This window comes from Pseudomonas sp. DWP3-1-3b3 (assembly GCF_049896305.1).
GTDB lineage: Bacteria > Pseudomonadota > Gammaproteobacteria > Pseudomonadales > Pseudomonadaceae > Aquipseudomonas > Aquipseudomonas azotoformans_A.
This window is the reverse complement of sequence record NZ_JAFCUA010000007.1, coordinates 94,270-116,991: the sequence shown is the minus strand read 5'-3', so window position 1 is coordinate 116,991 and position 22,722 is coordinate 94,270. Positions and strand designations below refer to the sequence as shown.

At 59.4% G+C, this 22,722-nt stretch carries 16 protein-coding genes and 1 pseudogene; 6 read left to right on the top strand and 11 right to left on the bottom strand.

What is annotated here, in order from left to right:
* Positions 1-28 precede the first annotated feature (28 nt).
* The 3 genes from glyA to ACP7BX_RS21375 all read right to left on the bottom strand — a co-directional run bounded on the left by glyA (position 29) and on the right by ACP7BX_RS21375 (position 6,100).
* Complete coding sequence (glyA, locus tag ACP7BX_RS21385; protein ID WP_426129994.1) at positions 29-1,282, bottom strand: serine hydroxymethyltransferase; 1,254 nt, start codon at positions 1,280-1,282, stop codon at positions 29-31.
* Positions 1,283-1,520: 238 nt separating this feature from the next.
* Positions 1,521-5,372 (bottom strand): EAL domain-containing protein, encoded by a 3,852-nt coding sequence (locus ACP7BX_RS21380; RefSeq protein WP_426129996.1) that lies wholly within the window; start codon positions 5,370-5,372, stop codon positions 1,521-1,523.
* Positions 5,373-5,488: 116 nt separating this feature from the next.
* Positions 5,489-6,100, bottom strand: a complete 612-nt coding sequence (locus ACP7BX_RS21375; RefSeq protein ID WP_426129998.1) for a LysE family translocator — start codon at positions 6,098-6,100, stop codon at positions 5,489-5,491.
* 159 nt (positions 6,101-6,259) lie between these two features.
* Between ACP7BX_RS21375 and ettA the strand changes: the two genes are divergently transcribed.
* Positions 6,260-7,924, top strand: a complete 1,665-nt coding sequence (gene ettA, locus ACP7BX_RS21370) for an energy-dependent translational throttle protein EttA (protein ID WP_033901566.1) — start codon at positions 6,260-6,262, stop codon at positions 7,922-7,924.
* A gap of 245 nt (positions 7,925-8,169) precedes the next feature.
* A complete protein-coding gene (gene gdhA, locus ACP7BX_RS21365) occupies positions 8,170-9,507 on the top strand; it encodes an NADP-specific glutamate dehydrogenase (protein ID WP_426130000.1) in 1,338 nt (445 codons plus the stop codon).
* Here the strand turns inward: gdhA and ACP7BX_RS21360 are convergent.
* Both ACP7BX_RS21360 and ACP7BX_RS21355 read right to left on the bottom strand, forming a co-directional pair.
* Positions 9,504-9,992, bottom strand: a pseudogene (locus ACP7BX_RS21360) (GreA/GreB family elongation factor). The gene gdhA and the pseudogene ACP7BX_RS21360 sit on opposite strands and share 4 nt — an antisense overlap.
* 70 nt (positions 9,993-10,062) lie before the next feature.
* Positions 10,063-10,419, bottom strand: coding sequence for a hypothetical protein (locus tag ACP7BX_RS21355; RefSeq protein WP_426130002.1), 357 nt, complete (start codon positions 10,417-10,419; stop codon positions 10,063-10,065).
* 429 nt (positions 10,420-10,848) lie between these two features.
* Between ACP7BX_RS21355 and ACP7BX_RS21350 the strand changes: the two genes are divergently transcribed.
* Entirely contained in the window at positions 10,849-11,139 is a 291-nt protein-coding gene (locus tag ACP7BX_RS21350; RefSeq protein ID WP_177053193.1) for a DUF3077 domain-containing protein, read from the top strand.
* Between the two features lie 202 nt (positions 11,140-11,341).
* Here the strand turns inward: ACP7BX_RS21350 and ACP7BX_RS21345 are convergent, their stop codons facing one another.
* From ACP7BX_RS21345 to ACP7BX_RS21330, 4 genes are all read right to left on the bottom strand, one after another.
* Positions 11,342-12,427: a type I restriction endonuclease gene (locus tag ACP7BX_RS21345; protein WP_426130004.1), complete on the bottom strand. Its 1,086-nt coding sequence runs from the start codon at positions 12,425-12,427 to the stop codon at positions 11,342-11,344.
* Between the two features lie 217 nt (positions 12,428-12,644).
* Complete coding sequence (locus ACP7BX_RS21340; protein ID WP_426130006.1) at positions 12,645-12,944, bottom strand: chorismate mutase; 300 nt, start codon at positions 12,942-12,944, stop codon at positions 12,645-12,647.
* A gap of 18 nt (positions 12,945-12,962) precedes the next feature.
* Positions 12,963-14,816 carry a DUF4105 domain-containing protein gene (locus tag ACP7BX_RS21335; RefSeq protein ID WP_426130008.1) on the bottom strand — a complete coding sequence of 618 codons (1,854 nt, stop codon included), beginning with the start codon at positions 14,814-14,816 and terminating at the stop codon, positions 12,963-12,965.
* Between the two features lie 93 nt (positions 14,817-14,909).
* Positions 14,910-15,398, bottom strand: coding sequence for a DUF3015 domain-containing protein (locus ACP7BX_RS21330; RefSeq protein WP_015885974.1), 489 nt, complete (start codon positions 15,396-15,398; stop codon positions 14,910-14,912).
* Between the two features lie 267 nt (positions 15,399-15,665).
* Here ACP7BX_RS21330 and ACP7BX_RS21325 point away from each other — a divergent pair, with 267 nt between their 5' ends.
* Both ACP7BX_RS21325 and ACP7BX_RS21320 read left to right on the top strand, forming a co-directional pair.
* Complete coding sequence (locus ACP7BX_RS21325) at positions 15,666-18,104, top strand: Lon protease family protein (RefSeq protein WP_010206665.1); 2,439 nt, start codon at positions 15,666-15,668, stop codon at positions 18,102-18,104.
* Between the two features lie 353 nt (positions 18,105-18,457).
* Positions 18,458-18,766, top strand: coding sequence for a hypothetical protein (locus tag ACP7BX_RS21320; protein ID WP_033901571.1), 309 nt, complete (start codon positions 18,458-18,460; stop codon positions 18,764-18,766).
* A 3-nt stretch (positions 18,767-18,769) separates the two neighbouring features.
* On the opposite strand, the gene ACP7BX_RS21315 is transcribed toward ACP7BX_RS21320, so the two are convergent.
* Positions 18,770-20,593, bottom strand: a complete 1,824-nt coding sequence (locus ACP7BX_RS21315; protein ID WP_426130010.1) for a hypothetical protein — start codon at positions 20,591-20,593, stop codon at positions 18,770-18,772.
* A gap of 166 nt (positions 20,594-20,759) precedes the next feature.
* On the opposite strand from ACP7BX_RS21315, the gene ACP7BX_RS21310 reads away from it, so the two are divergent.
* Positions 20,760-21,248 (top strand): TIGR00645 family protein, encoded by a 489-nt coding sequence (locus tag ACP7BX_RS21310; RefSeq protein WP_005791582.1) that lies wholly within the window; start codon positions 20,760-20,762, stop codon positions 21,246-21,248.
* A 15-nt stretch (positions 21,249-21,263) separates the two neighbouring features.
* On the opposite strand, the gene ACP7BX_RS21305 is transcribed toward ACP7BX_RS21310, so the two are convergent.
* The gene (locus tag ACP7BX_RS21305) at positions 21,264-22,697 is read right to left on the bottom strand and encodes an ArnT family glycosyltransferase (protein ID WP_426130012.1); all 1,434 of its coding nucleotides are present in this window, start codon (positions 22,695-22,697) and stop codon (positions 21,264-21,266) included.
* Between the last annotated feature and the right edge of the window lie 25 nt (positions 22,698-22,722).

Genomic DNA, 22,722 nt, shown 5'->3' with positions numbered 1-22,722 from the left:
GCCGGGCTTCTTGTTCAAGCAACTGCAATCAAGCGCCGTACACCGGCAGCTTCTTGCAGATGGCCTTGACCTTCTCACGCACCGCGTCGATCACGACTTCGTTGTTCAGGTCAGCCAGGATGTCGCAGATCCAGCCAGCCAGTTCCTTGCACTCTGCTTCCTTGAAGCCACGCGTGGTCACAGCCGGAGTACCGAAGCGCAGGCCGGAGGTGACGAACGGCGAACGTGGGTCGTTCGGCACGGAGTTCTTGTTCACGGTGATGAAGGCTTTGCCCAAGGCAGCGTCAGCATCTTTACCGGAAATGTCCTGCTTGATCAGCGACAGCAGGAACAGGTGGTTTTCAGTACCGCCGGAGACTACGTCGAAGCCACGCTCGATGAACACGCTGGCCATGGTCTGGGCGTTCTTGACCACTTGTTGCTGGTAGGTCTTGAACTCAGGCTGCAGGGCTTCCTTGAAGCAGATCGCTTTGGCGGCGATCACGTGCTCCAGCGGGCCGCCTTGGGCGCCTGGGAAGACAGCGGAGTTCAGCTTCTTCTCGATGTCGGCGTTGGCGCGAGCCAGGATCAGGCCGCCACGTGGACCGCGCAGGGTCTTGTGGGTCGTGGTGGTCACCACGTCAGCGAAAGGCACCGGGTTCGGGTAGACGCCAGCGGCGACCAGACCAGCCACGTGAGCCATGTCGACGAACAGGTAAGCACCGACTTTGTCCGCAATAGCGCGGAAACGTGGGAAGTCCAGGATCTGCGAGTAGGCAGAGAAACCGGCCACGATCATTTTTGGCTTGTGCTCGACCGCCAGGCGCTCGACTTCGTCGTAGTCGATCAGGCCGTTGGCATCGATACCGTATTGAACGGCGTTGTACAGTTTGCCGGAGGAGGAAACGCTGGCGCCGTGGGTCAAGTGACCGCCGTGGGCCAGGCTCATGCCCAGGATGGTGTCGCCGCCTTGCAGCAGGGCCAGGTAGACGGCGCTGTTGGCTTGGGAACCGGCGTGCGGCTGGACGTTGGCGTAGTCGGCGCCGAACAGTTCTTTGGCGCGGTCGATAGCCAGCTGTTCAACCACATCGACGTACTCGCAACCACCGTAGTAGCGCTTGCCTGGGTAACCTTCGGCGTACTTGTTGGTCAAGACCGAACCTTGAGCCTCCATCACCGCTGGGCTGGTGTAGTTTTCCGAAGCGATCAGCTCAATGTGCTCTTCCTGGCGCACGGCTTCTTGCTCCATGGCGGCGAAGAGATCGGCGTCGTACTTGGCAATAGTCAAATCACGGCTGAACATGGCGGTCCTCAAGGATCGGGGGCAGAAAAGGAGGGCATTCTAACCCAATGGGTTTTAGATGGCATATGAAAGGACATCATGTCGCGGATAAGCGGGGCTCATCTGGGGATAAGTGGTGGCTGTGAGGGCCTCATCGCAGCGGTGCGGCGATCCGACAAGCCAGCTCCCACAGGGGAATGCATTCCAAATGTGGGAGCGGGCTTGCCCGCGATGAGGCCAGCAGCCTCACCACAACACTTCAATCGAACATGAACAGCGCATCATTGCTGAACTGCGCCTCGAACCGGTTCGCCGGCATCGGCCGCCCGAACAGGTAACCCTGCACTTCATCGCAGCCATGCTCACGCAGGAAGTCCAGTTGCTCATGGGTTTCCACACCCTCGGCGATCACCGCCAGGTTCAGGCTGTGGGCCATGGCGATAATGGCGCGGGCGATTTGTGCGTCTTGCTCGCCTGATGGCAGGCCATCGACGAAGGTACGGTCGATCTTCAGCACGTCGATCGGGAATTGCTTGAGGTAGTTGAGCGACGAATAACCGGTACCAAAGTCGTCAACCGCAATACTCAGGCCCAGGTTTTTCAGGCTGTCGAGGATCTGCATGGCCTCGTTGACCTCACGCATCAGGATACTTTCGGTCAGCTCCAGCTCCAGGCACGCCGGCGGCAGGCCCGTGTCCTTGAGGATGGTGGCGATGCGGGTGCCCAACTGGCCGTCGGAGAACTGCCGCGCCGAGATGTTCACCGAGACTTTCGGCACGCGCACCTTGTTCTGGTGCCAGGTCTTGAGCTGTCGGCAGGCTTCGCTGATCACCCAGTCGCCCACGTCCACCACCAGGCCCAATTCCTCCAGCACCGGGATGAAATCCCCCGGCGGCACCAGGCCACGACGCGGGTGGCGCCAGCGCAGCAGGGCTTCGGCGCCGGTCAGGCGTTTACCGTCGCCGCTGAACTGCGGTTGGTAATAAAGCACGAATTCATTCTGGTCCAGAGCGTGGCGCAGGTCGCTTTCCAGCTCCAGGCGCTCCAGGGCGCTGGCGTTCATATCGGCCTGGTAGAACTGGAAGTTGTTCTTGCCGCGTTCCTTGGCGTGATACATCGCCGTGTCGGCGTTTTTCATCAACTGGCTCAGCTCGTTGCCGTCCTGGGGGCTCAGGGCGATACCGATACTGGCGGTGACAAAAAACTCGCGGCCCTCCAGTACAAAGGGCTTCACCAGGCTGGCGAGGATCTGCTCGGCCACATGAATGGCACGGTTCAGCGCCATTTCGCGGCTGATCCGCGGTTGCAGGAGCAGGGTGAACTCGTCGCCGCCCATGCGCGCCACGGTGTCGTCTTCGGCCACGCAACCCAGCAGGCGCGTGGCCATTTCCTTGAGCATGCGGTCGCCAGCGGCGTGGCCCAGGGAGTCGTTGATCGGTTTGAAGCGGTCGAGGTCGAGGAACATCAGCACCACCCACGACTTCTGCCGTTCGGCCGACTGCAACGCGGTGTGCAGGCGATCCTGGAACAGCGTGCGGTTGGGCAGGTGGGTCAGGGCGTCGTAGTAGGCCAGGCGGTGGATGCGCTGCTCGCTGGCCTTGCGCTCGCTGATGTCACTGAAGAAACACACATAGCTGGCCAGGTCGCCTTCATCGTCGAACACGGCGGTAATGCCCACCCACGCCGGGTAATGCTCGCCGTTGCGGCGCTTGAGCCACACTTCGCCTTCCCAGGTGCTGTGCTGGTGCAGTTGCTTGAGCACGTAGCGCAGATGGGCTTCCTGCTGTTCGTCGACGGTGAGCATGTTCGGCAACTGGTCGAGCACATCGCTGACCGCATAGCCGCTGACCCGGCTGAACGCCTCGTTGGCTTGCACGATATAGCCCGCGGGGTCGGTAATCAGGATCGCCGAGGTCGAGTGTTCGAATACCGTGGCCGCCATGCGCAGGTCTTTCTCGGCGCGGCGTTGCTGGCTGATGTCGCGGCCCACGCCGAGGATGCCCTCGAAGGCGCCGTGTTCATCCCACACCAGCACCAGTCGCAGCTCGATCGGCACTTTGCGACCGTCTGCGCGCAGGCAGTCGAACAGGAACAGTTGGGTCTGGATCTCATCACGCAGCCGGTTCAGCGCCTCAGGATCGCCCAGCGAGCGGCTGACCTGTTCCACCAGGCTGTAAATGCCGCTCAGTTGCTGCGGGTTGGCGATGATCGACTGCCAGCCGTTCTTGAACACCCAGTCCACGTCATAACCCAGCACGGCGTTGACCGAAGGGCTGATGTAGTTGAGCGCCAACTGGCTGTCGGTGGAGCAGATCACGTCGCTGATGCTTTCGGCCAGCATGCGGTAGCGCTGTTCGCTGTCACGCAGGGATTCGCTGGCCTCGATCTGGTCGGTGATGTCCTTGGCCACGCCGATGATGCGGGTGATCTGCGCCGTCTTGTCGCGGGCCAGGGCCTGCTCGCGGATATCAAAGCGCCGCCATTGGTTATTGCGATGGCGGAAACGCAGTTGGCATTGCAATTGGGTGGTGTAGCCGATCTGGCGCTGCTGCTGGCGCAGGTCGTGGTAATGCTCGGCGTCTTCGGGGTGCAGCAGGATTTCCCAGAAGTACTCGCCCATTTGCTGCAGTTCGGCCTTGTTGTAGCCGAGGGTGTGGCCCAGGTGATGGTTGCTGAAAATCATGCGCTGGCTGATCACATCCTGCACATACAGGTGGTCGGGCACGGTGCGCACCACGTCCGACCAGAAGCTCTCGCGCTCCACCAGCGACAACTCGATCAACTTGCGGCTGGTGATATCGCTGATGCTGAGGATCACTGCCTTGAAATCATCCTGCTGCTCCGGCAGACGCATCACCAGCCACAGGTACTGCTCGTTGCCGGCCACGTCCTTGAGCTGGATTTCCAGTTCCAACTGGTTCTGCTGGGTCAGTACCGCCTCAAGAATCTGGTAGCCGATGGACGTGGCATTGCGCGGGCAATCATCGATCAGGCGCTCCCAGGCTTCTTCACAGGAACCCACGTTCAGCAGGCGCACCGCCACCTGGTTGACCTCGGTGATGCGCAGTTCCTTGAGCAGTTGCTGGCGCTCGTTAGGGCTGTCCTGCAGCCAGGCGTGCAGTTGCTCGCGGGTCTCCAGCCGGGTCTTGTCGAAAAACGCATTCAGGCCCGACAGGTCGAGCACGCACAAGGCCACGCCGGTGCCTTCGAAAATGTCCTGGTAGCGCCGCCGGCCTTCATGCACCTGGCGCTGGCGGCGACGCATGTTCAACAGCACGATCACTGGGATCAGCGAGAACGCCAGGCCCAGCAGGCATTTACCGATAAAGGCCGGCAGCAGTTGTTCCAGCACCGCCGTCCGGTCGAACAGCCCACGCAGTTGCCAGTCGCTCTTGCTCAGGGGCGTGACCAGTACGCTTTTATTCAGCTCGTCCGGGGTCAACGCAGACGCCCACTGCGCTGGCATGCCGCTGTCTCGGCTGACAACCCGATGGTTGATGCGATTCTCGATGACCCACAGCGGGCGCTGGCCCTGGCCGTCTTGGCGGGTGAGATTGCTCAGGTAGTTGGGGGCCAGGCGCAGCGCCCAATACATCCGCGAGCCGCCGCTGGGTTGGTGCAGCAACAGATAGATAATCGTGCCGTCGTTGCTGTTGCTCAGGTAATAGGATTGGGCGTGGCTGCGTTGCACCAGTTCTGCCAGCCAGGCGGCGTCCTGGCTGTCGGTGGCGCTGTCACTGATCATCGCGCCGCTGGGGGCGAGCAGGGCGATGCTGCGCAGCTCCGGCAGCGAGCGTTGCAAGGTGCGCATCAGGGCCTGTTGCTGTTCGCTGTCACGCGGTGGCTCGACCATCGGCAGCAAGTTCAGGGCGATTTTTGCGCTGAGGGCCATGTTCAGGCTGATCTGTTCAGCCAGATCGGCGCTGTAGTCGATGGTGTATTGCTGTTGATTCTTCTGGTTTTGCTGGAGCTGGTCGAGCAACTGCCAGAACAATAACGCGAGCAACATAAGGACGAGCGTCGCCAATGCGCCTTTGAGGGTGCCGTGCAGGGGCGCTCCCGGCGCTATATGAGCGGCGCGCAGGGGAGTTGGCGGCGTGACTTTGGACAAGCTGTGATCCTGCGGTTTGGCTGGACTGGCGCGCGACGTGCACTATAAGCCGGACGCCCGGAGGGCGGCTAGCATGCCTTGACTTGTGGCAAAGTGCCAGCCCCGCCTGGCGGGCACTAAAGAGCGCCGCTGGTAGGGATCAGGCTGTCCGCCAGCCGCGTCAGGATCGCCAGCGTGAACAGGCTGATAACCACAGAAGCCGTGCGGTTGATGGTGTGCGGCGTCAACCATGCGTATCCGCCGCGTTTGATGCGGGCCCCCAGCAGCACCCAGGCACAGCCCACCGGTATCACTACGGCGGTGAACTGCGCGACGAAATGCACGTACAGGTTCAAGTCTGTGAACGTCTGCATCGGGACGATAAACGACACGATCAGCAATCCCTTGGGGTTGATCAGCGTGAGCAAAAAGAAATTCAGCGTGGAGACCCGTGCTTCCGGCTCGGTGTGGAGTGTTTCGTCGGGATGGCACCACAGCAGGTAGCAAGTCCTGATCAAATAGCAGACCGAGGCGAACTGCATGAGCTTCAGGCCCCAGGGCGCGTTGTCGCCGATATGGCCGAGCAGGTAGCCCCAAAAGGAGATCTGCGTCAGGTAGGCCAGGCATTCCAGCAGGCTCAGCGGCCAGGCGCGCCGGAATCCTACGAGTAACCCCGAGCGCAGCAGCAGCGTGTTGGTGGGCCCCGGCATTAATAGCAGTAGCCCGAGTGCGGATAGGACGCCAAGCATGAAGGGTGTCTCCTGGAACCCCTGAGGGTTTTGGCCGGCTAATCTAACAGATAGGCTTCGATACGCTCGGTCACTTAGGTTAACCTTGAGGATTCGCAACACTATGTACAGCGCCATGACGCTACGTAGGCCTGTTCTTACTTTTATGAGGTCCACATTTTGGCTCAATACGTCTTCACCATGCATCGGCTGGGCAAAGTTGTCCCTCCGAAGCGGGAAATCCTGAAAAACATTTCGCTGTCCTTCTTCCCAGGCGCCAAGATCGGCGTGCTCGGCCTCAACGGTTCGGGTAAATCCACCTTGTTGAAAATCATGGCCGGCGTCGACACCGAGTTCGAAGGCGAAGCCCGCCCGATGCCTGACCTGAACATCGGCTACCTGCCGCAAGAGCCGATCCTGGACCCGACCAAGACCGTGCGTGAAGTGGTGGAAGAAGCCGTCAGCGTGATCAAGAACGCCCAGGCGCGCCTGGACGAGGTCTACGCGGCGTACGCTGAAGAAGATGCCGACTTCGACAAACTGGCCGCCGAACAGGCCAAGCTCGAAGCCATCCTGCAAGCCAGCGATGGTCACAACCTGGAGCGCCAGCTGGAAGTCGCCGCCGATGCACTGCGCCTGCCGGCGTGGGACGCCAAGGTCGAACACCTGTCCGGTGGTGAAAAACGTCGTGTGGCCCTGTGCCGCCTGCTGCTGTCGGCCCCCGACATGCTGCTGCTCGACGAACCTACCAACCACTTGGACGCCGATTCTGTCGCCTGGCTGGAACACTTCCTACACGATTTCCCAGGCACCGTGGTTGCGATCACGCACGACCGGTACTTCCTGGACAACGTGGCCGGCTGGATCCTCGAGCTCGACCGTGGCGCCGGTATCCCTTACGAGGGCAACTACTCCGGTTGGCTGGAAGCCAAGTCCGACCGTCTGGCCGCCGAATCCAAGCAGCAATCGGCCCATGAAAAAGCCATGAAGGAAGAACTGGAGTGGGTGCGCAAAGGCGCCAAGGCCCGCCAGTCCAAATCCAAGGCCCGTCTGCAACGCTTTGAAGAAATGCAATCGCAGGAATTCCAGAAGCGTTCGGAAACCAACGAGATCTACATCCCGGCCGGTCCGCGCCTGGGTGACAAGGTCATCGAGTTCAAGAACGTTTCCAAAGGCTATGGCGACCGCGTGCTGATCGACAACCTGTCGTTCTCCATGCCAAAAGGCGCGATCGTCGGCGTTATTGGTGGTAACGGTGCGGGTAAATCCACGCTGTTCCGCATGCTGATGGGCAAGGAAACCCCGGATTCGGGCACCATCGAAGTCGGCGAAACCGTGCAGCTTGCTTGCGTTGATCAGAGCCGTGAAGACCTGGACGGCAGCAAGACCGTGTTCCAGCAGATTTCCGACGGTTCCGACCAGATCCGCATCGGCAACTATGAAATCCCGTCGCGTACCTACGTCGGCCGTTTCAACTTCAAGGGCGGCGACCAGCAGAAGTTCGTCAAGGACCTGTCCGGTGGTGAGCGCGGTCGCTTGCACCTGGCCCTGACCCTGAAAGAGGGCGGCAACGTCCTGCTGCTCGACGAACCGTCCAACGACCTCGACGTTGAAACCCTGCGCTCCCTGGAAGAAGCCCTGCTGGACTTCCCGGGCGCCGCCATTGTGATCTCTCACGATCGGTGGTTCCTTGACCGCGTCGCGACCCACATCCTGGCGTACGAAGACGACTCGCAAGCGGTGTTCTTCGAAGGTAACTACACCGAGTACGAAGCGGACCGTAAAAAGCGCTTGGGCGACGCTGCTGCCCAGCCGCACCGTGTGCGTCACAAAAAACTGGCCTGATTCGGGTTGGTGGATTGAAAGAGCGGAGCCTTCGGGCTCCGTTTTTTTGCCTGGGATTTGATGGTGCGCGCGGTTCGTGCTTGATCCCTGAAAGGGTGCATAAAAGTCCCTGAAACTGGATACAGTTATATAAAACGCACCATTTAAATTCACAAAGGCGACATTTTGCCCTGTCGCAGTGCGGAATGAATTGATAAAGTCCGGCTCAATCTCCGTTAACAACTAAAAATTTGCCGAGACTTTTCATGATCGAATCCGTCGAATCCTTCCTTGCCCGCCTCAAGAAACGCGACCCAGACCAGCCGGAATTCCACCAGGCGGTGGAAGAAGTCCTACGCAGCCTGTGGCCGTTTCTTGAAGCCAACCCCCACTACCTGACCTCGGGCATATTGGAGCGCATCTGCGAGCCGGAGCGCGCGATTACCTTCCGGGTGTCGTGGGTGGATGATCATGGCAAGGTCCAGGTCAATCGCGGTTTCCGTATCCAGATGAACAGCGCCATCGGCCCGTATAAAGGTGGCCTGCGCTTCCATCCATCGGTGAACCTGGGCGTGCTGAAGTTCCTCGCCTTCGAGCAGACCTTCAAGAACTCCCTGACCTCGCTGCCCATGGGCGGCGGCAAAGGCGGCTCGGACTTCGACCCCAAGGGCAAGAGCGATGCTGAAGTCATGCGCTTCTGCCAGGCCTTTATGAGCGAGCTGTATCGCCACATCGGCGCGGACGTGGACGTGCCGGCCGGCGATATCGGCGTGGGCGCCCGTGAGATCGGCTTCCTGTTCGGCCAGTACAAGCGTCTGAGCAACCAGTTCACCTCCGTGCTGACCGGCAAGGGCATGACCTACGGCGGCAGCCTGATCCGCCCGGAAGCCACCGGTTTCGGCTGCGTGTATTTCGCTGAAGAGATGCTCAAGCGCAACAACCAGCGAGTTGAGGGCAAGCGCGTGGCGGTGTCCGGCTCCGGCAACGTGGCGCAATACGCGGCGCGTAAGGTCATGGACCTGGGCGGCAAGGTGATTTCCCTGTCCGACTCCGAAGGCACTCTGTACGCCGAAAGCGGTTTGACCGAAGAGCAATGGTCGGCCCTGCTGGAGCTGAAAAACGTCCAGCGCGGCCGCATCAGCGAACTGGCCGAGCGGTTCGGCCTGGAGTTCCGCAAAGGCCAGACTCCATGGGAACTGGCTTGCGACATTGCGTTGCCCTGCGCGACCCAGAACGAACTGGATGCCGACGCCGCCCGCACTTTGCTGCGCAATGGCTGCATCTGCGTGGCCGAAGGCGCCAACATGCCGACCACGCTCGAGGCTGTGGATATCTTTATCGAGGCGGGCACTCTGTTCGCGCCGGGTAAAGCTTCTAACGCTGGCGGCGTGGCCGTGAGTGGCCTGGAAATGTCGCAGAACGCCATGCGCCTGCTGTGGACCGCCGGTGAAGTGGACAGCAAGCTGCATAACATCATGCAATCGATCCACCATGCGTGCGTGCACTACGGCGAAGAAAACGGCCGGATCAACTACGTGAAAGGCGCGAACATCGCCGGCTTCGTCAAAGTCGCCGACGCGATGCTGGCCCAAGGCATCGTCTAAGCTTCGGGTTCGATCCGCAGCACTTCGATCAACTGATCGCCGACGGGGCGCTGCCACAGCACCTCGTCACCCACCTGGGCGCCCAGCAACGCGCGGCCCAGGGGCGAACCCCAGTTGATCAAGCCTGCGCCCGCATCAGCCTGGTCTTCACCAACCAACTGGATGCGTTGTTGTTCGTCCTGCTCATTGGCGAAGGTCACCCAACTGCCGATCTGCACCTTGTCGGTGGAGATGGCCGGCGCGACCACCTGGGCGCTTTGCACCCGCTGGTTGAAGTAGCGCAAATCCCGCTCAAGGTCCGCCTGGCGCTGCTTATCGCCCTTGGCAGATTCAACGCTGTATTAGTGCTGCAACTGCGCAACCTTGGCCTGTAATTGCGCCAAACCTTGCGCAGTCAGGCGATTGGGTTGCTCGCTCACTTGACGTTCCACCGGCTGATCAGCCTGGGCGGCGGCGTTGTCCTCGTTTACAAAAGCTCGGCTCATGACGTTCTCCCTCTCTGGAGTTTGGGCCATGGTCGCCGCGCTTTAGTTTCGCTGGATGTCTGGAAACGACCTATTGCGAACGATAGGCCCTGGCGGCGTCGCGGTTTTTCTCCTGTTGCCAGGCGCGCTCGCGGTCATCCCAGTGGTTGTCCTTGTAGTCACGCAACGCTTCGTTCTCGCGCATGGCCTTGCACTGACGGAAACCGTCCTCCCAGCCTTCGGCGTATTCACGGTCCTTCAGATAACGCGGCACATTCTTGCGAAACTCCCCGCTGATCACCCCAGCGGCCTGGCGACCGCTGCTGCAACCATCATCAAAACCATCGGCAAATGCCGGTGGGTAACCTTTGGCCAGCAACTCCTGATGGGTGGATTGGCAACCGGCCAACCACGCTACTGCACACAGCATTACCGCATACCGCCACATGGCGTACTCCCTGGCCGTTTCACGGCAGATAGGGAAGAGTCTAGAGGGAGATTTGTCGGGGAGGTGTGAAAGGGAGGTGAGAAAGGTGTTGGGTTAAAGGGCCATCAACGACGATTCGCTTTAAATTGCAGGACGTTTCCTAGAGAATCTCGGCCCTATTGCGCCTTAGGGTTTGGGTTACTAGTCTCCTGGCTTCGCTGTGACAACAGCGAACGGGTTTAGCGACCCGAATCACTAAGACTCATGCCCTTTACACACTCGGCAGGCGGTTCTTGCGCCTGTCGAAACTGTGTTATGGCGGCTGTGCGCGGGAGATCTTCGGATCTGCCGGGTGTCTAGGTGACCGGTTCGCTAACCTGCGTACAGCTGCCACCCCTTCATGTTTAGCGACGTGTTGTGGTGGTCCTTTATTTCACTTAGAGGTGCACCATGTCCAAAGTCGTCCCCGATCCACCCCTTTCCTCCATTACGACCCTCGGTGTTGTCACCTTCGGCGATTACGGCGAAAACGAAAAACCGCTGTTTCGTGTCAATTCCGGCATGCCGATTGAGGAAGCGCTGGAGCACGCCTCCACTTTGCTTTTTTATTCCAAGAAACTCGCCATGGAAGCTGCAATGGATGTGCGTGGCGAGCAATACGCCTGGGCCGCGCACTATCTGTGTGAGATGGGCAAAGCCGTAGTGGATGACCTGACCCAAGCGATGACACCGGCAACTTAAGCGGTGAAATTGCTTCTGTGGCGAGCGGGCTTGCCCCGTGTTGGGCTGCGCAGCAGCCCCAATAAAGAGTAGCGCGGTGTGTCTGGCACTCCTCAATTGATTGTTTTGGGGCTGCTGCGCAGCCCAACGCGGGCGGTGCGACGATTCGACAAGCCCGCTCGCCACAGGGTTTTCGATGGCTGAAAATACTCCGGTGCGGCCTTCATTCGTAATAACCCACTGTTTTTTTCAATTGATCCGCATATTCGTAAATCTCATCAATGGATGAAATAGCATGCCGGGTTTCATTCTTTTCCTCGTCGAATATCCCAAGGTATTTTTGACTGCGATTGAAGTGGAGCCGACAGATGGGCTTGCGATTGTTGTCGTCCAGTAATATCCCAAAATAGCTCTGGGTATCGCGTTGAACGATTCGCTTGGCATCGACAACGGAGCGGACGACTGCGCGGACGATGTGATAACCCTCCAGTTCTTCAAGCGTCGTCAGGATCTTGTCCTCTGATTCGTCTCGTTCCTGAAGATCTGTATTCGCGCTGTTCGTGACAGTCAATGAAGCTATTGTCGGCTGAATTGCGCCACTCATGGCCGACTTGAGGCGATCATTGATCTGATCGTTCAAGAACTGGGCTAGGGCTTTTCGTGTGAGCTCGAAAAACTGCTCACGCACCTTTTGCGTGATCACCCCTTCATAGACACGGGAGGCGAAGAATTTCACGAAGTCATCTTCTGGCTTGCTGACTTGGGTGCCGATGAGCTTTTTTAGCTGGCTGACGTACTTCAACTCTCCAGCGGCGTTGATGATGGAGTCAACATCGAACGCCGACTTGGTGAGCTTGATCAGTTCGGGTACCGAATATTCATCAATGTCCAGCAGGTCCAATTCCAGGAACGGCTTTTCATCCATTTTATTGGGCGCATCCAGATCGGTAAAAAACCTGTAGACCTGACCATTGGTGAGAATCGAGATTCTTGCGCTGGTGACATGAAAGTATCGAAACAGCTGCGAGGCGTGATTGATGCTAAGCGACTCGCCGATTTTTTTGCATTCGATGAGTATCTGAACTTCGCCATCCTTCATGATGGCGTAATCGATTTTTTCGCCCTTTTTTGTGCCTACATCACAGACAAATTCGGGCATCACTTCCTGCGGATCAAATACGTCATAACCCAACACCGTATTGATGAACGGCATTACAAAAGCATTTTTTGTTGCTTCTTCTGTTTGAATGGCGGGGCCTTGCAACCGGACCTTTGCGGCCAGACTCATGAGCTTTTCAAAAAATTCCATAGTAAGCCTCTTACCTATTCCGATCCGTGTATAGAAGTGGTGGCAATTTGACTGCTACCCGAGACTAGACACAAATCCTCATAAAGCGAGGCTTAGCCAGAGCAAGTTTTTGATTGCTCAAAAAAGCTTAAAAAACCTTCAAGACATCTTGCTTAGTTATCAATGGCTTGAAGGCGGCTTTCAAACTTTCTGATCGGACGAACAAATTTGGTAGTTTTTAGCGACGTTCCACAAACGCAGCCTGCTCGGCCAGCTCTTGCTGAATAAACGCCGCAATCATCGCGCGGTACACCTGCTCGGTGACATCCGGGTTGGCGCCGGTTTCCTGAGACAGGCCACGTACTTTGGCGATGACTTGCTCAACCCGTTGCGGCGCCTTGACGCCATCCGCGTCTTTTTTAAAGCCTGCGGCCTGGGACACGTAGCGACCGCGCTCAGCCAGCAGGGCGACGATCTGCTGGTCAAGGCGGTCGATGTTTATGCGGACCTCTTCCAGCGTCTTGCAGTTAACAGCCATGTTGTTGGGGCTCCTGGGTCAATAGTGATACCACTTCACCTCAAGCATCACTTCATTCACCGGCGTCGACAAGTGGCTGTACTCACGCTGTGCGCTCAGGCGTAGCCCCAGGTTGCGCGACAATTCCCACTGCTGGTTCAGGCTGATACTACGGCGCACTTCGCCATTGGTGAAGAAATCGCCCTTGGCTTCCAGGCTCAGGTTACCCAACGGGTTTTTCCACAGCACGCCGGTATTGAACCCGGCCGCGGGGGAGATGGCTTCGTTGAAGTCGTTGTTGTGCTCCACGCGCACGGTGCCGAGGGCGAAGCCGAGCATGTCGTCGCGCAGTTGCCAGGTGCCGCCGGCGCCGCCGTTGACGTGGGCGACCAGGGTTTCGTCGTCGTGTTTGCCCGGTACGCGTTCCAGGCCGCCGGTGACTTGCCATGACCATGGCTGCAACAAGGCGTTGCGCGGGGTCAGGGAGCGGATGGTGGCCAGGTCCAGTTGCTGCAGTTGCCAGTGGTTGCCTTCGTACTGGCGCAGTTTCATCTGCAGGATTTCGATCTGTGCGCCCAGGGGGAAGCCTTCGGCGTTGTCGTTGAGGTCGTGGTAGGCCATGCGCAGGCCGTACTCGCCAAAGGCCTTGTCGCCACGGGTGCCGATGCCGGCTTGCCAGGTGCGTGATTCATGGCCGTTTTCCGGCAGGCCGGGCGGGGTGATCTTGAGGTCGGGCGCCGGGTTCTGGTTGATTGCGCGCAGCAGTTCAAAGCTGCGCTGGGAGCGGGCGGTGTCGCGCTCCAGGCCGTTGGCGCGGTAGCGGCCGAGGCGGTAGGCGGCGTCGATGATCAGTGCCTGGCGATCTTTAGCGATGGCCTTGAAGGCGGGGTCCTGCAATTGCTTCTGATCGTCGCTGACCTTCAATACCCATTGCTGTTCGTCGCTGTCCAGCGGCTTGGCGCGCTCCAGCAACTCGCGTTCACGGGAAGGACGGTAGTCGATCTTTTCTACCAGGCCTGCGTCTTTCACGGCCTTTACGGTATCGGTCGGGATGGCGGTGAGCGGAAATTGCTCGGTCAGGCGCAGGCCGGGACGCGCCACTTGCAGCAGTTCCAGCAAACGATAGGAGCAGTTTTCGTCAAAGAAGAAGTAGTCGAACTGGATCTGCTTGAGCTCCCACACGTGCTCGACCATGCGCTCGGTCTCGACTTGCGTGAGGTTGAGGCGATATTCCCACAGGTCGCGGTTCTCAAGGCTGCGGTACTCCGAGAGCTTTTCCTGATAAGGCACCAGGGCGAACAGGCCGGGATAACCGCCCATCAGGCCTTTCCAGGCGTAGAGGATGCTGTTGTCGGAGCCTTCGATGTAGGCGCCGAAGTTGATCGCATAACTGAGCAGGGCAGTGTTGTTACTTTGCACGTCGGCCTGGTCGATGCGTAGCAGCGTGTGGCCGAACATCGACGACGGGCTGTTGAGGTAGGCCGCCGGGAAGATCATCACCGCGCTATGGGGGGCGACGTCCTTGAACCATTGCTTGAATTCTGTGCAGCCCACGGCAGGCAGGTCAGTGAGGTGCAACTGATCCTTGAGCCAGCGGGTCCGTGCGGGGTAAACGCATTGGGCGTGTTTTTCACCCAGGCTGGCCGGCGCGTAGAGCGCGTCAACGGTGGCCTTGAGTTCGGCGTCCGGGTGGTGGGCGCCATCGGGCGCGAGGAAGAACTTTTTGTCGCTGACATAACTGCGCCAGCCACTGATCTTGCCGGCTTCGTAATGGCCCAGGGAAAGCCAGAACGGATCATTGGCCAATTGCTGCAAACGTTGATCATCAAGGTGCGGGGCCGCGTACAGCGGGGCGCAGGCGAAGAGTGCCATCCAGGCAAAGCGTTTGAGCATAAGGGCAACTTAAGTCGGATATAAAAGAGACCCAAAGGGGAGGCGGGTCCAAAAAATAGTGCCCGCGCCTGGGTAGGCGCGGGCGGGTCGAGCTTAAGCCTGGGTTGCGTATTTCGCCAGACGGGCATCGCTTTTCAGTACGGCAATGGTGTTGTTGTGCACGTCGTCAGCGGTCACGTCAGCCTTGCTGAAGATCTGCTGGAAGTGCTCGTGGGTCACGGCCGCGAAGTGCTCGCGATCTTCCGGTGCCACACCCAGTACCACGGCGTAGGTGGTCAGCGCTTCGCCGTTACCCTTGGCCATGTCTTCGGACAGCTCGTTCATCATGCCATTCATGGCAATCCAGGACTTGCCGCCGTAGGTCAGGGCGCTGTTGGTGCTGCAACCGTTGGTGCCCGAGGTCATGCCGAAGGTGGCGTTACCCGAAGTACCGTTGGTGGTGGAAGCCAGGAAGTGAGCTGGCGTGCCGCGCTGGCCTTCGAACAACATGTTGCCCCAACCGCAGTTCGGGCCACCTGGTGCTTCTGCCATTGCATTGAGGGAGACGACGGTGAAGAGAGTACCGAGAAGGATCCGTTTCATAGCTTTGTTCTCTTTGTGTGCAAACCAATGGACAAGGGTTCAGGCGCGTCGCAGCGCCCTAGGGGCCAGTTATTAGTCCAACCCGCGCAGTTTGGAGTTTAGGCACGTTCCAAGGGTTCCGTGCATTTTTATAAAACAATCAGCGATGTCGCGATATTTCTGCAGGTCATCTCCCACGTCTATGCTTTCCCGAAAGCGCGCCTTGCCAGAGCGCGTGACCGGGAGCCAGAATGCCGTCATCTGCCCCGCCTGATGTAAGGAAGCCCGATGCCTGATCCTGTTGCTGCCAGCTTGCGTCTAGCGCCCGAAGCGCTGACTCGCCCTTTCTCCGCTGAACAGTTCAGCTTCTCGACCACCAATGATTTGGAGCCCTTTCGCGGTGTGCTTGGCCAGGAACGTGCGGTTGAAGCCTTGCAGTTCGGTGTGGCCATGCCACGCCCCGGTTACAACGTGTTTGTCATGGGCGAGCCGGGTACCGGCCGCTTTTCGTTCGTCAAACGCTACCTGAAAGCCGAAGGCAAGCGCCTGCAGACCCCGGCGGATTGGGTCTATGTGAATAATTTCGATGAGCCTCGCGAACCGCGCGCCCTGGAATTGCCGGGCGGCGCTGCGGCGGCGTTCATCAACGACATCAACGGGTTGGTCGACAACCTCGTCGCCACCTTTCCGGCGGTCTTCGAACACCCGACGTATCAACAGCGCAAAAGCGCCATCGACCGTGCCTTCAACCAGCGCTACGACAAGGCCTTGGACGTGATCGAACGCCTGGCCCTGGAAAAGGACGTGGCGCTCTACCGTGACAGCACCAACATCGCCTTCACGCCGATGCTCGACGGCAAGGCGCTGGACGAAGCCGAGTTCTCGCAGTTGCCGGAAGCCGACCGCGAGCGTTTCCACACGGACATTTCCGAGCTGGAAGAGCGCCTCAACGAAGAACTGGCCAGCCTGCCGCAGTGGAAGCGTGAGTCGAATAACCAACTGCGTCAGTTCAACGAAGAAACCATCACCCTGGCCCTGCAGCCGTTGCTTGCACCGCTGTCGGAAAAGTACGCAGAAAACGCCGCCGTCTGCGGTTACCTGCAAGCCATGCAGGTGTACCTGCTCAAGACCGTGGTCGAGCAATTGGTGGACGACGCCAAGACCGACGCCCAGGCGCGCAAGCTGCTCGAAGAACAGTACTGCCCAAGCCTGGTGGTGGGCCATCCGGTCAACGGTGGCGCGCCGGTGGTGTTTGAACCGCACCCGACCTACGACAACCTGTTCGGCCGCATCGAATACAGCACCGACCAGGGCGCGCTCTACACCACTTATCGCCAGTTGCGTCCGGGCGCGCTGCACCGTGCCAACGGCGGTTTCCTGATCCTGGAAGCCGAAAAAATGCTCAGCGAGCCGTTTGTGTGGGACGCGCTCAAGCGTTCCCTGCAGTCGCGCAAACTGAAGATGGAATCACCGCTGGGCGAACTGGGCCGCCTGGCCACCGTGACCCTCAACCCGCAGATGATCCCGTTGCAGGTCAAGGTGATCATCATCGGTTCGCGTCAGCTGTACTACGCGTTGCAGGACGCCGATCCGGACTTCCAGGAGATGTTCCGCGTATTGGTGGACTTCGACGAAGACATCCCGATGGTCGACGAAAGCCTGGAGCAGTTTGCCCAGTTGCTCAAAACCCGCACCTCGGAAGAAGGCATGGCGCCGCTGACGTCGGATGCGGTGGCGCGGTTGGCGACTTACAGCGCGCGGTTGGCAGAGCACCAAGGGCGTTTGTCGGCGCGTATTGGCGACTTGTTCCAACTGGTCAGCGAGGCGGATTTCATTCGTCACCTGGCGGGCGACGAGATGACCGATGCCGGCCATATCGAACGCGCCCTCAAGGCCAAGGCCACGCGTACTGGGCGCGTGTCGGCGCGGATTCTCGACGACATGCTCGCTGGGGTCATCCTCATCGACACGGCCGGTGCGGCGGTGGGCAAGTGCAATGGGCTGACGGTGCTGGAAGTCGGTGACTCGGCCTTCGGCGTACCGGCGCGGATTTCCGCCACGGTGTATCCGGGCGGCAGTGGCATTGTCGACATCGAGCGTGAGGTCAACCTCGGCCAGCCGATCCACTCCAAGGGCGTGATGATCCTCACGGGTTACCTGGGCAGTCGCTATGCCCAGGAATTCCCGCTGGCGATCTCGGCGAGTATCGCGCTGGAGCAATCCTACGGTTATGTGGACGGCGACAGTGCGTCCCTGGGCGAGGCGTGCACCTTGATCTCGGCGTTGTCGAAGACGCCGCTCAAGCAGTGCTTTGCCATCACCGGCTCGATCAACCAGTTTGGTGAAGTGCAGGCGGTGGGCGGGGTCAACGAGAAGATCGAAGGTTTCTTCCGCCTGTGTGAAGCGCGCGGTTTGACCGGCGAGCAGGGGGCGATCATTCCCCAGGCCAACGTTGCCACGTTGATGCTCGATGAGAAGGTGCTGCAGGCCGTGCGCGCTGGGCAGTTTCATATCTATGCGGTGCGCCAGGCCGACGAGGCGCTGAGCCTGCTGGTGGGCGAGGATGCGGGTGAGCCGGATGCCGAGGGGCAATTTCCGGAAGGCACGGTGAACGCGCGCGTGGTCGAGCGGTTGCGCGCGATTGCCGAGATGATCAGCGAAGAGGATCTGAAGGAAGCGGAGAAGGAGTTGGCACAGCAGGCACTGGCCGAAGCCAAGCCGACTTGATGTGTAGTGAGCGGGCTTGCCCCGCGTTGGGCTGCGAAGCAGCCCCAAAACCAAACAATTCAATCTCACTGGCACACCGCAGCGGTCCTATTGGGGCTGCTGCGCAGCCCAGCGCGGGGCAAGCCCGCTCACCACAACAAGCCCCATAGCCACAACAAGCCCGCTCACCACAATGTGAACAGAACCGTCACAAATTTGGCGCGGATGTAGGGCCAGCGCCCGTTGGTCTCTACAACCTTGGTTTGTCGTGGTTTTCTTCTATTCTGTGCTCAAGGGATATCCACAGGAGTCGCTGGATAGAAACAGCCTCGCCCAGGCGCAGGTTGAACACCGATCTACCGAGGGTCGCCGCCATGCCGCGCAACCTTTGCCTTACCCGCCAGTGCTTCGGCCTGGTCACCCGTATCGAATGTTCCATTCGCCCTCTTGCGGGGGATAACGGGATGTGGACGTTGTTGTTTGCCGCCGGAATGACCGGTGAACAGCCTTCCACCATCAAGTCCCAAGGCCCATTTCCAGGGCCCTTCGTGGCGGAAAATATGCTGGAGTCCATCGTCGACAGCCTGACGCAGCACGGCTACGAGACGGCGGCTGACCCGCAGATCTGGTGCCTGCACATGCAGGCCCATCTGCGAGCGCTGAACGGTAACACCCAGCACTGACCGCTATTTGCTCTCGGGCTTGTCCAGCTTGACCTCGAAGCCGTATTGCACGGTGCTCAGGTCGGTGCGTTGGTAGCTTTCCAGGGTGGTCGGCTGGCCGTAGAAGTAATGCACGTCAAACATCGCCGTACCGTATTCCTCGGCGCGGTGGCTGACGCCGAGGATTTCCTTGAGGTAATTGCCGCTGGCGTCCTTGGCGTAGAAGCGCCAGCTGTCGGCGGGGAAGGCCTTCTGGTCGACGATCAGCGCGTTGTCTTTGAGTTCGAGCCCTTTGGGCAGCTTGCTTGCATCAATCTCGTTCTTATCGATGGTCGCCAGGAACAGCGGAATCGAGCCCACGACAAAGGCCGGGTTTTCCGGGAACAGGTTCAGGTCATAGGTCAGGGTGCCACGCGCCGGGTTCAGTTCGAAGGCCTCGGTTGGCAGCTCAATCGGCTCGCCACGCTCGCCTTTTTCGTCGGCGGTGAAGAAGGTCACCGGTGATTCACTGCTGTTGCGCTCGCTGCCCACCAGGTCGTCATTGAAGGTGAACGGGTGGTCAAACACGATGTGCGCGGCGCTGGCGTCCTCGACCGACTGGCTGATGGTCACGCTGTTTTTCAGCTGGTCTTCGGTCATGCTCGCGTCTTTGAGCCAGTTGGCGGCGCTGTCGTCATACACGGTGACCGGCATCGGCAGGGCCTGTACGGTTTTTTGCAGGCTGTTCTTGTCGAAGCGCAACACCGGCAGGTCGAGGTCTTTGCGGGTACGTGTGGCAGTGGAGAAGTCCAGCACGTTGACTTGCAGGTTGTCGATCACGCCATTGAAGTACACCTTGGCGTAATGGCTGCTCTGCTTGCGTTCGAAGGCTTTCTGCTCGTCGGTCAGCTGTTTTTCGAACGCTTCCGACCAGGCCTTCTGCTTTTGCATCTCGGCCAGTTGTTTCTCGTAGAACGCGACCTGGGCGCTGCTTTCGTTGATCGAACCCGAGCGCGTGAGGAATTGCCCAGTGGTGTCCCGCGCCTGCACCAGCAACGGATTCGGCGATTCGTCGCCGACTTCCGGCGCCAGTGGCTGGCTGTTGGTCAGCTCGATCTCGGCGTAGTTTTTTTCCAGCAAGACCAGGTTGAGGGTGATGTTGCCTTCGGTGCGCTTGTGGCCCACGTCCTTTTTCGACAGGTCAAAGGTCAGCACCTTGCCCGGCGCGACCACTTCAACCGTGCCCTTGAGGCTGACAGGCTGTGGCTGGCTCTTGTTTTCCGTCTCGATGCCCTCGATGAACGGGTAGGTCACCGTCAGGTCATCGGGGTTGGTCAGGTTCGAACTGCTGGGACTCAGTTGGATGCCCGGATCGGTTTCCGACCATTCCGGCTGGAAGGGGATGACCTTGTTGTTGCTCAAGGTCACCGACTGCCATTCCAGCCCGTGGGGGAACGGGAATTGGTCCGGGATGTTGAAGTTGAAAGGGAAAACCGGCTGCAGGTCGGTCAGATAGTCGGAGTGAGAGGTCTTGCGCAGCACGAACAGGCCATTGATGTAGGTGTCCACCAGCGCCTGGGGCGTGGGGTAGTGCTTGAGCAGGGCCAGGGTGTCCTCGCCGTATTCGGCCTCGATGGGCTTGGTGGCGAGTTTGACCCGCGCCCGCTCTAGCAACAGCAGCGAACCGCCGAGGTCAGCGACGGCGTCGCGCAGCTTGGGGTCCTGGATGCTATCGAGGGATTGTTCGAACTTGGCGGTTTTCTCTTCGAGGGTGGTTTGCTTCTGCTCGTCGCTGGGGGAGCAGCCGCCAGCCAGCAGCAATGCCGCGCACAGGCCGATACAGGCCAAGGGGGATCGCACATCCATCATCTGAGTTTTTCCTGTCCGACGTCATCGAGCCGAGTTGTTATTGGGCTCGACACTAGCAGAAAAATTCTCTTACAGATGCCGCACAGGTCAGTTTTCTCGCGGTTACAGCTGTCTTGTGGTGGCTGGTATACTCGCCGCCATTTCTAGCCTAGTTGTGTGAGATCCCATGGAACGCTTCATCGAAAATACTATGTACGCCTCACGCTGGCTGTTGGCGCCTATTTATCTCGGGCTGTCCTTGGGCTTGTTGATCCTGGCGCTGAAGTTCTTCCAGGAAATCATTCACGTCATTCCCAATATCTTCACGATGCTGGAAGCTGAAGTGATCCTGTTGCTGTTGTCGTTGATCGACATGGCGCTGGTCGGCGGCTTGTTGGTGATGGTGATGATCTCCGGCTACGAGAACTTCGTCTCGCAGCTGGATATCGATGAGAACAAAGAAAAACTCAACTGGCTGGGCACCATGGACTCTTCGTCGTTGAAGATGAAAGTGGCGGCCTCCATCGTGGCGATTTCGTCCATCCACTTGCTGCGTATCTTCATGGACGCCAAGAACGTCGATCCGCAGCACCTGATGTGGTACGTGATCATCCACATGACCTTCGTGGTCTCGGCGTTTGCCATGGGTTACCTGGACAAGCTCACCAAGCACTGATGCCCCGCGCCAGCCTTACTGCTCGACGAAGTAGTAAGGCTGGCGATTGATCGACATCTGCTTGATCACCTTCACCGGGGTGGTCAGGTCGTTGGTATGGTCCAGCAACGCAATGTTGCCGGGCTTGGCGCCGAGGTAGCGATGCAACTCGGCTTCGGTCTGCAGGATCGGCAAATAGGCCTGCAGATAGAACACGCTGGCCCCGGCGATGCGCTCGTTGGGCTGGAACAACACCACTTCCTTACCTTCGTCTCTGAATGCCTGGACCTGGCTGATCACCGGTACGAACGACTGGCGTACATCGGCTTTGGGCGCGAACCAGAAGGCGGCGATCAGGTAGCAACCCACGGCCAGGGTGAACACGCCACCCACTGCGGTTCTGTGATGTTTATGCAGTGCGGGTTTGTGGGTTTTCAGCCAGTCCAGCAGCACCCGTGCATATTCTGCGGCCAGCACGGCAGCGGCCGGTGCGAGTGCCATCAGGTAAACGGTGCGTTTGCTCGACGCCAGGGTCAGCAGGGTGAACTGCGCCACCAGCCAGACGCTGAAAAACAGGTGGTAGCGGTTGCGCACCAGGCTTTTTCGGAAGTGCCACAGGCCCAGATACACCAGGATATTCCACGGCAGGAACGCCTCGGGCAGCTTGGCGATGTAGTAGTAGAACGGCTCGTAATGCCCAGCCTCGACAAACGAACCGCTGAAACGGCCGACGCTGTTGGTCAGCAACACTTCGGCCACCGCCTGCATACCGCCGCGCTGGAACAGGAACCCCAGCCAGATCACCAGCGGTATCAGTGCCAGCAAAGTAAACAGCGCAGGCTTGAGCCAGTCGCCAATCTGCAGGCGTTTGTCCATCAGGCTGGTGCTGGCCAGGTACACAAAAATCACAATGCCCGGCATGGCCAGGCCCAGCACGCCTTTGCTGAGGGTGGCGATTACCATCCCGGCAGTAAACAGTGCCCATGCGCCGGTACTGGAACCCTGGCGATCGGGCCGCACGGCCTGGTAGAACGCCAGCAGCGCGGTGGTCACGCCGAGGGTGAGCAGCGAGTCCTCACCCACGCCACGCGCGTTGCTCCAGTAACTGGCCATGGTCGCCAGGATCAAGGCCGCGCTGAACGCCAGCGTCTGCGGTCGCCCGAACCGGCGCAGCATGGTGTAAAGCAGCATCACGCTGAACAATCCAGCAAACGCCGAAGCCAGGCGCACCGCCCAGGTGGTGCCGCCGAACAGGCGAATCGCCCCGGCGTCGATCCACAGGCTCAGAGGTGGTTTTTCCAGGAACGGCTCACGAAACAACTGAGGCACTACCCAGTTATTGTCCAGGTGCATGGCCATGGCGATCCCGGCGACCCGGGCTTCGGTGGAGCCTTGCAGCTCATGGTTGCCCAGGGCAAAGAAGAACAACAGACCAGCAAGCAGGAGCAGCAGGGGAGCAGGACGTGTCATGGAGTGTGGCTACCAGGGCAGGAGG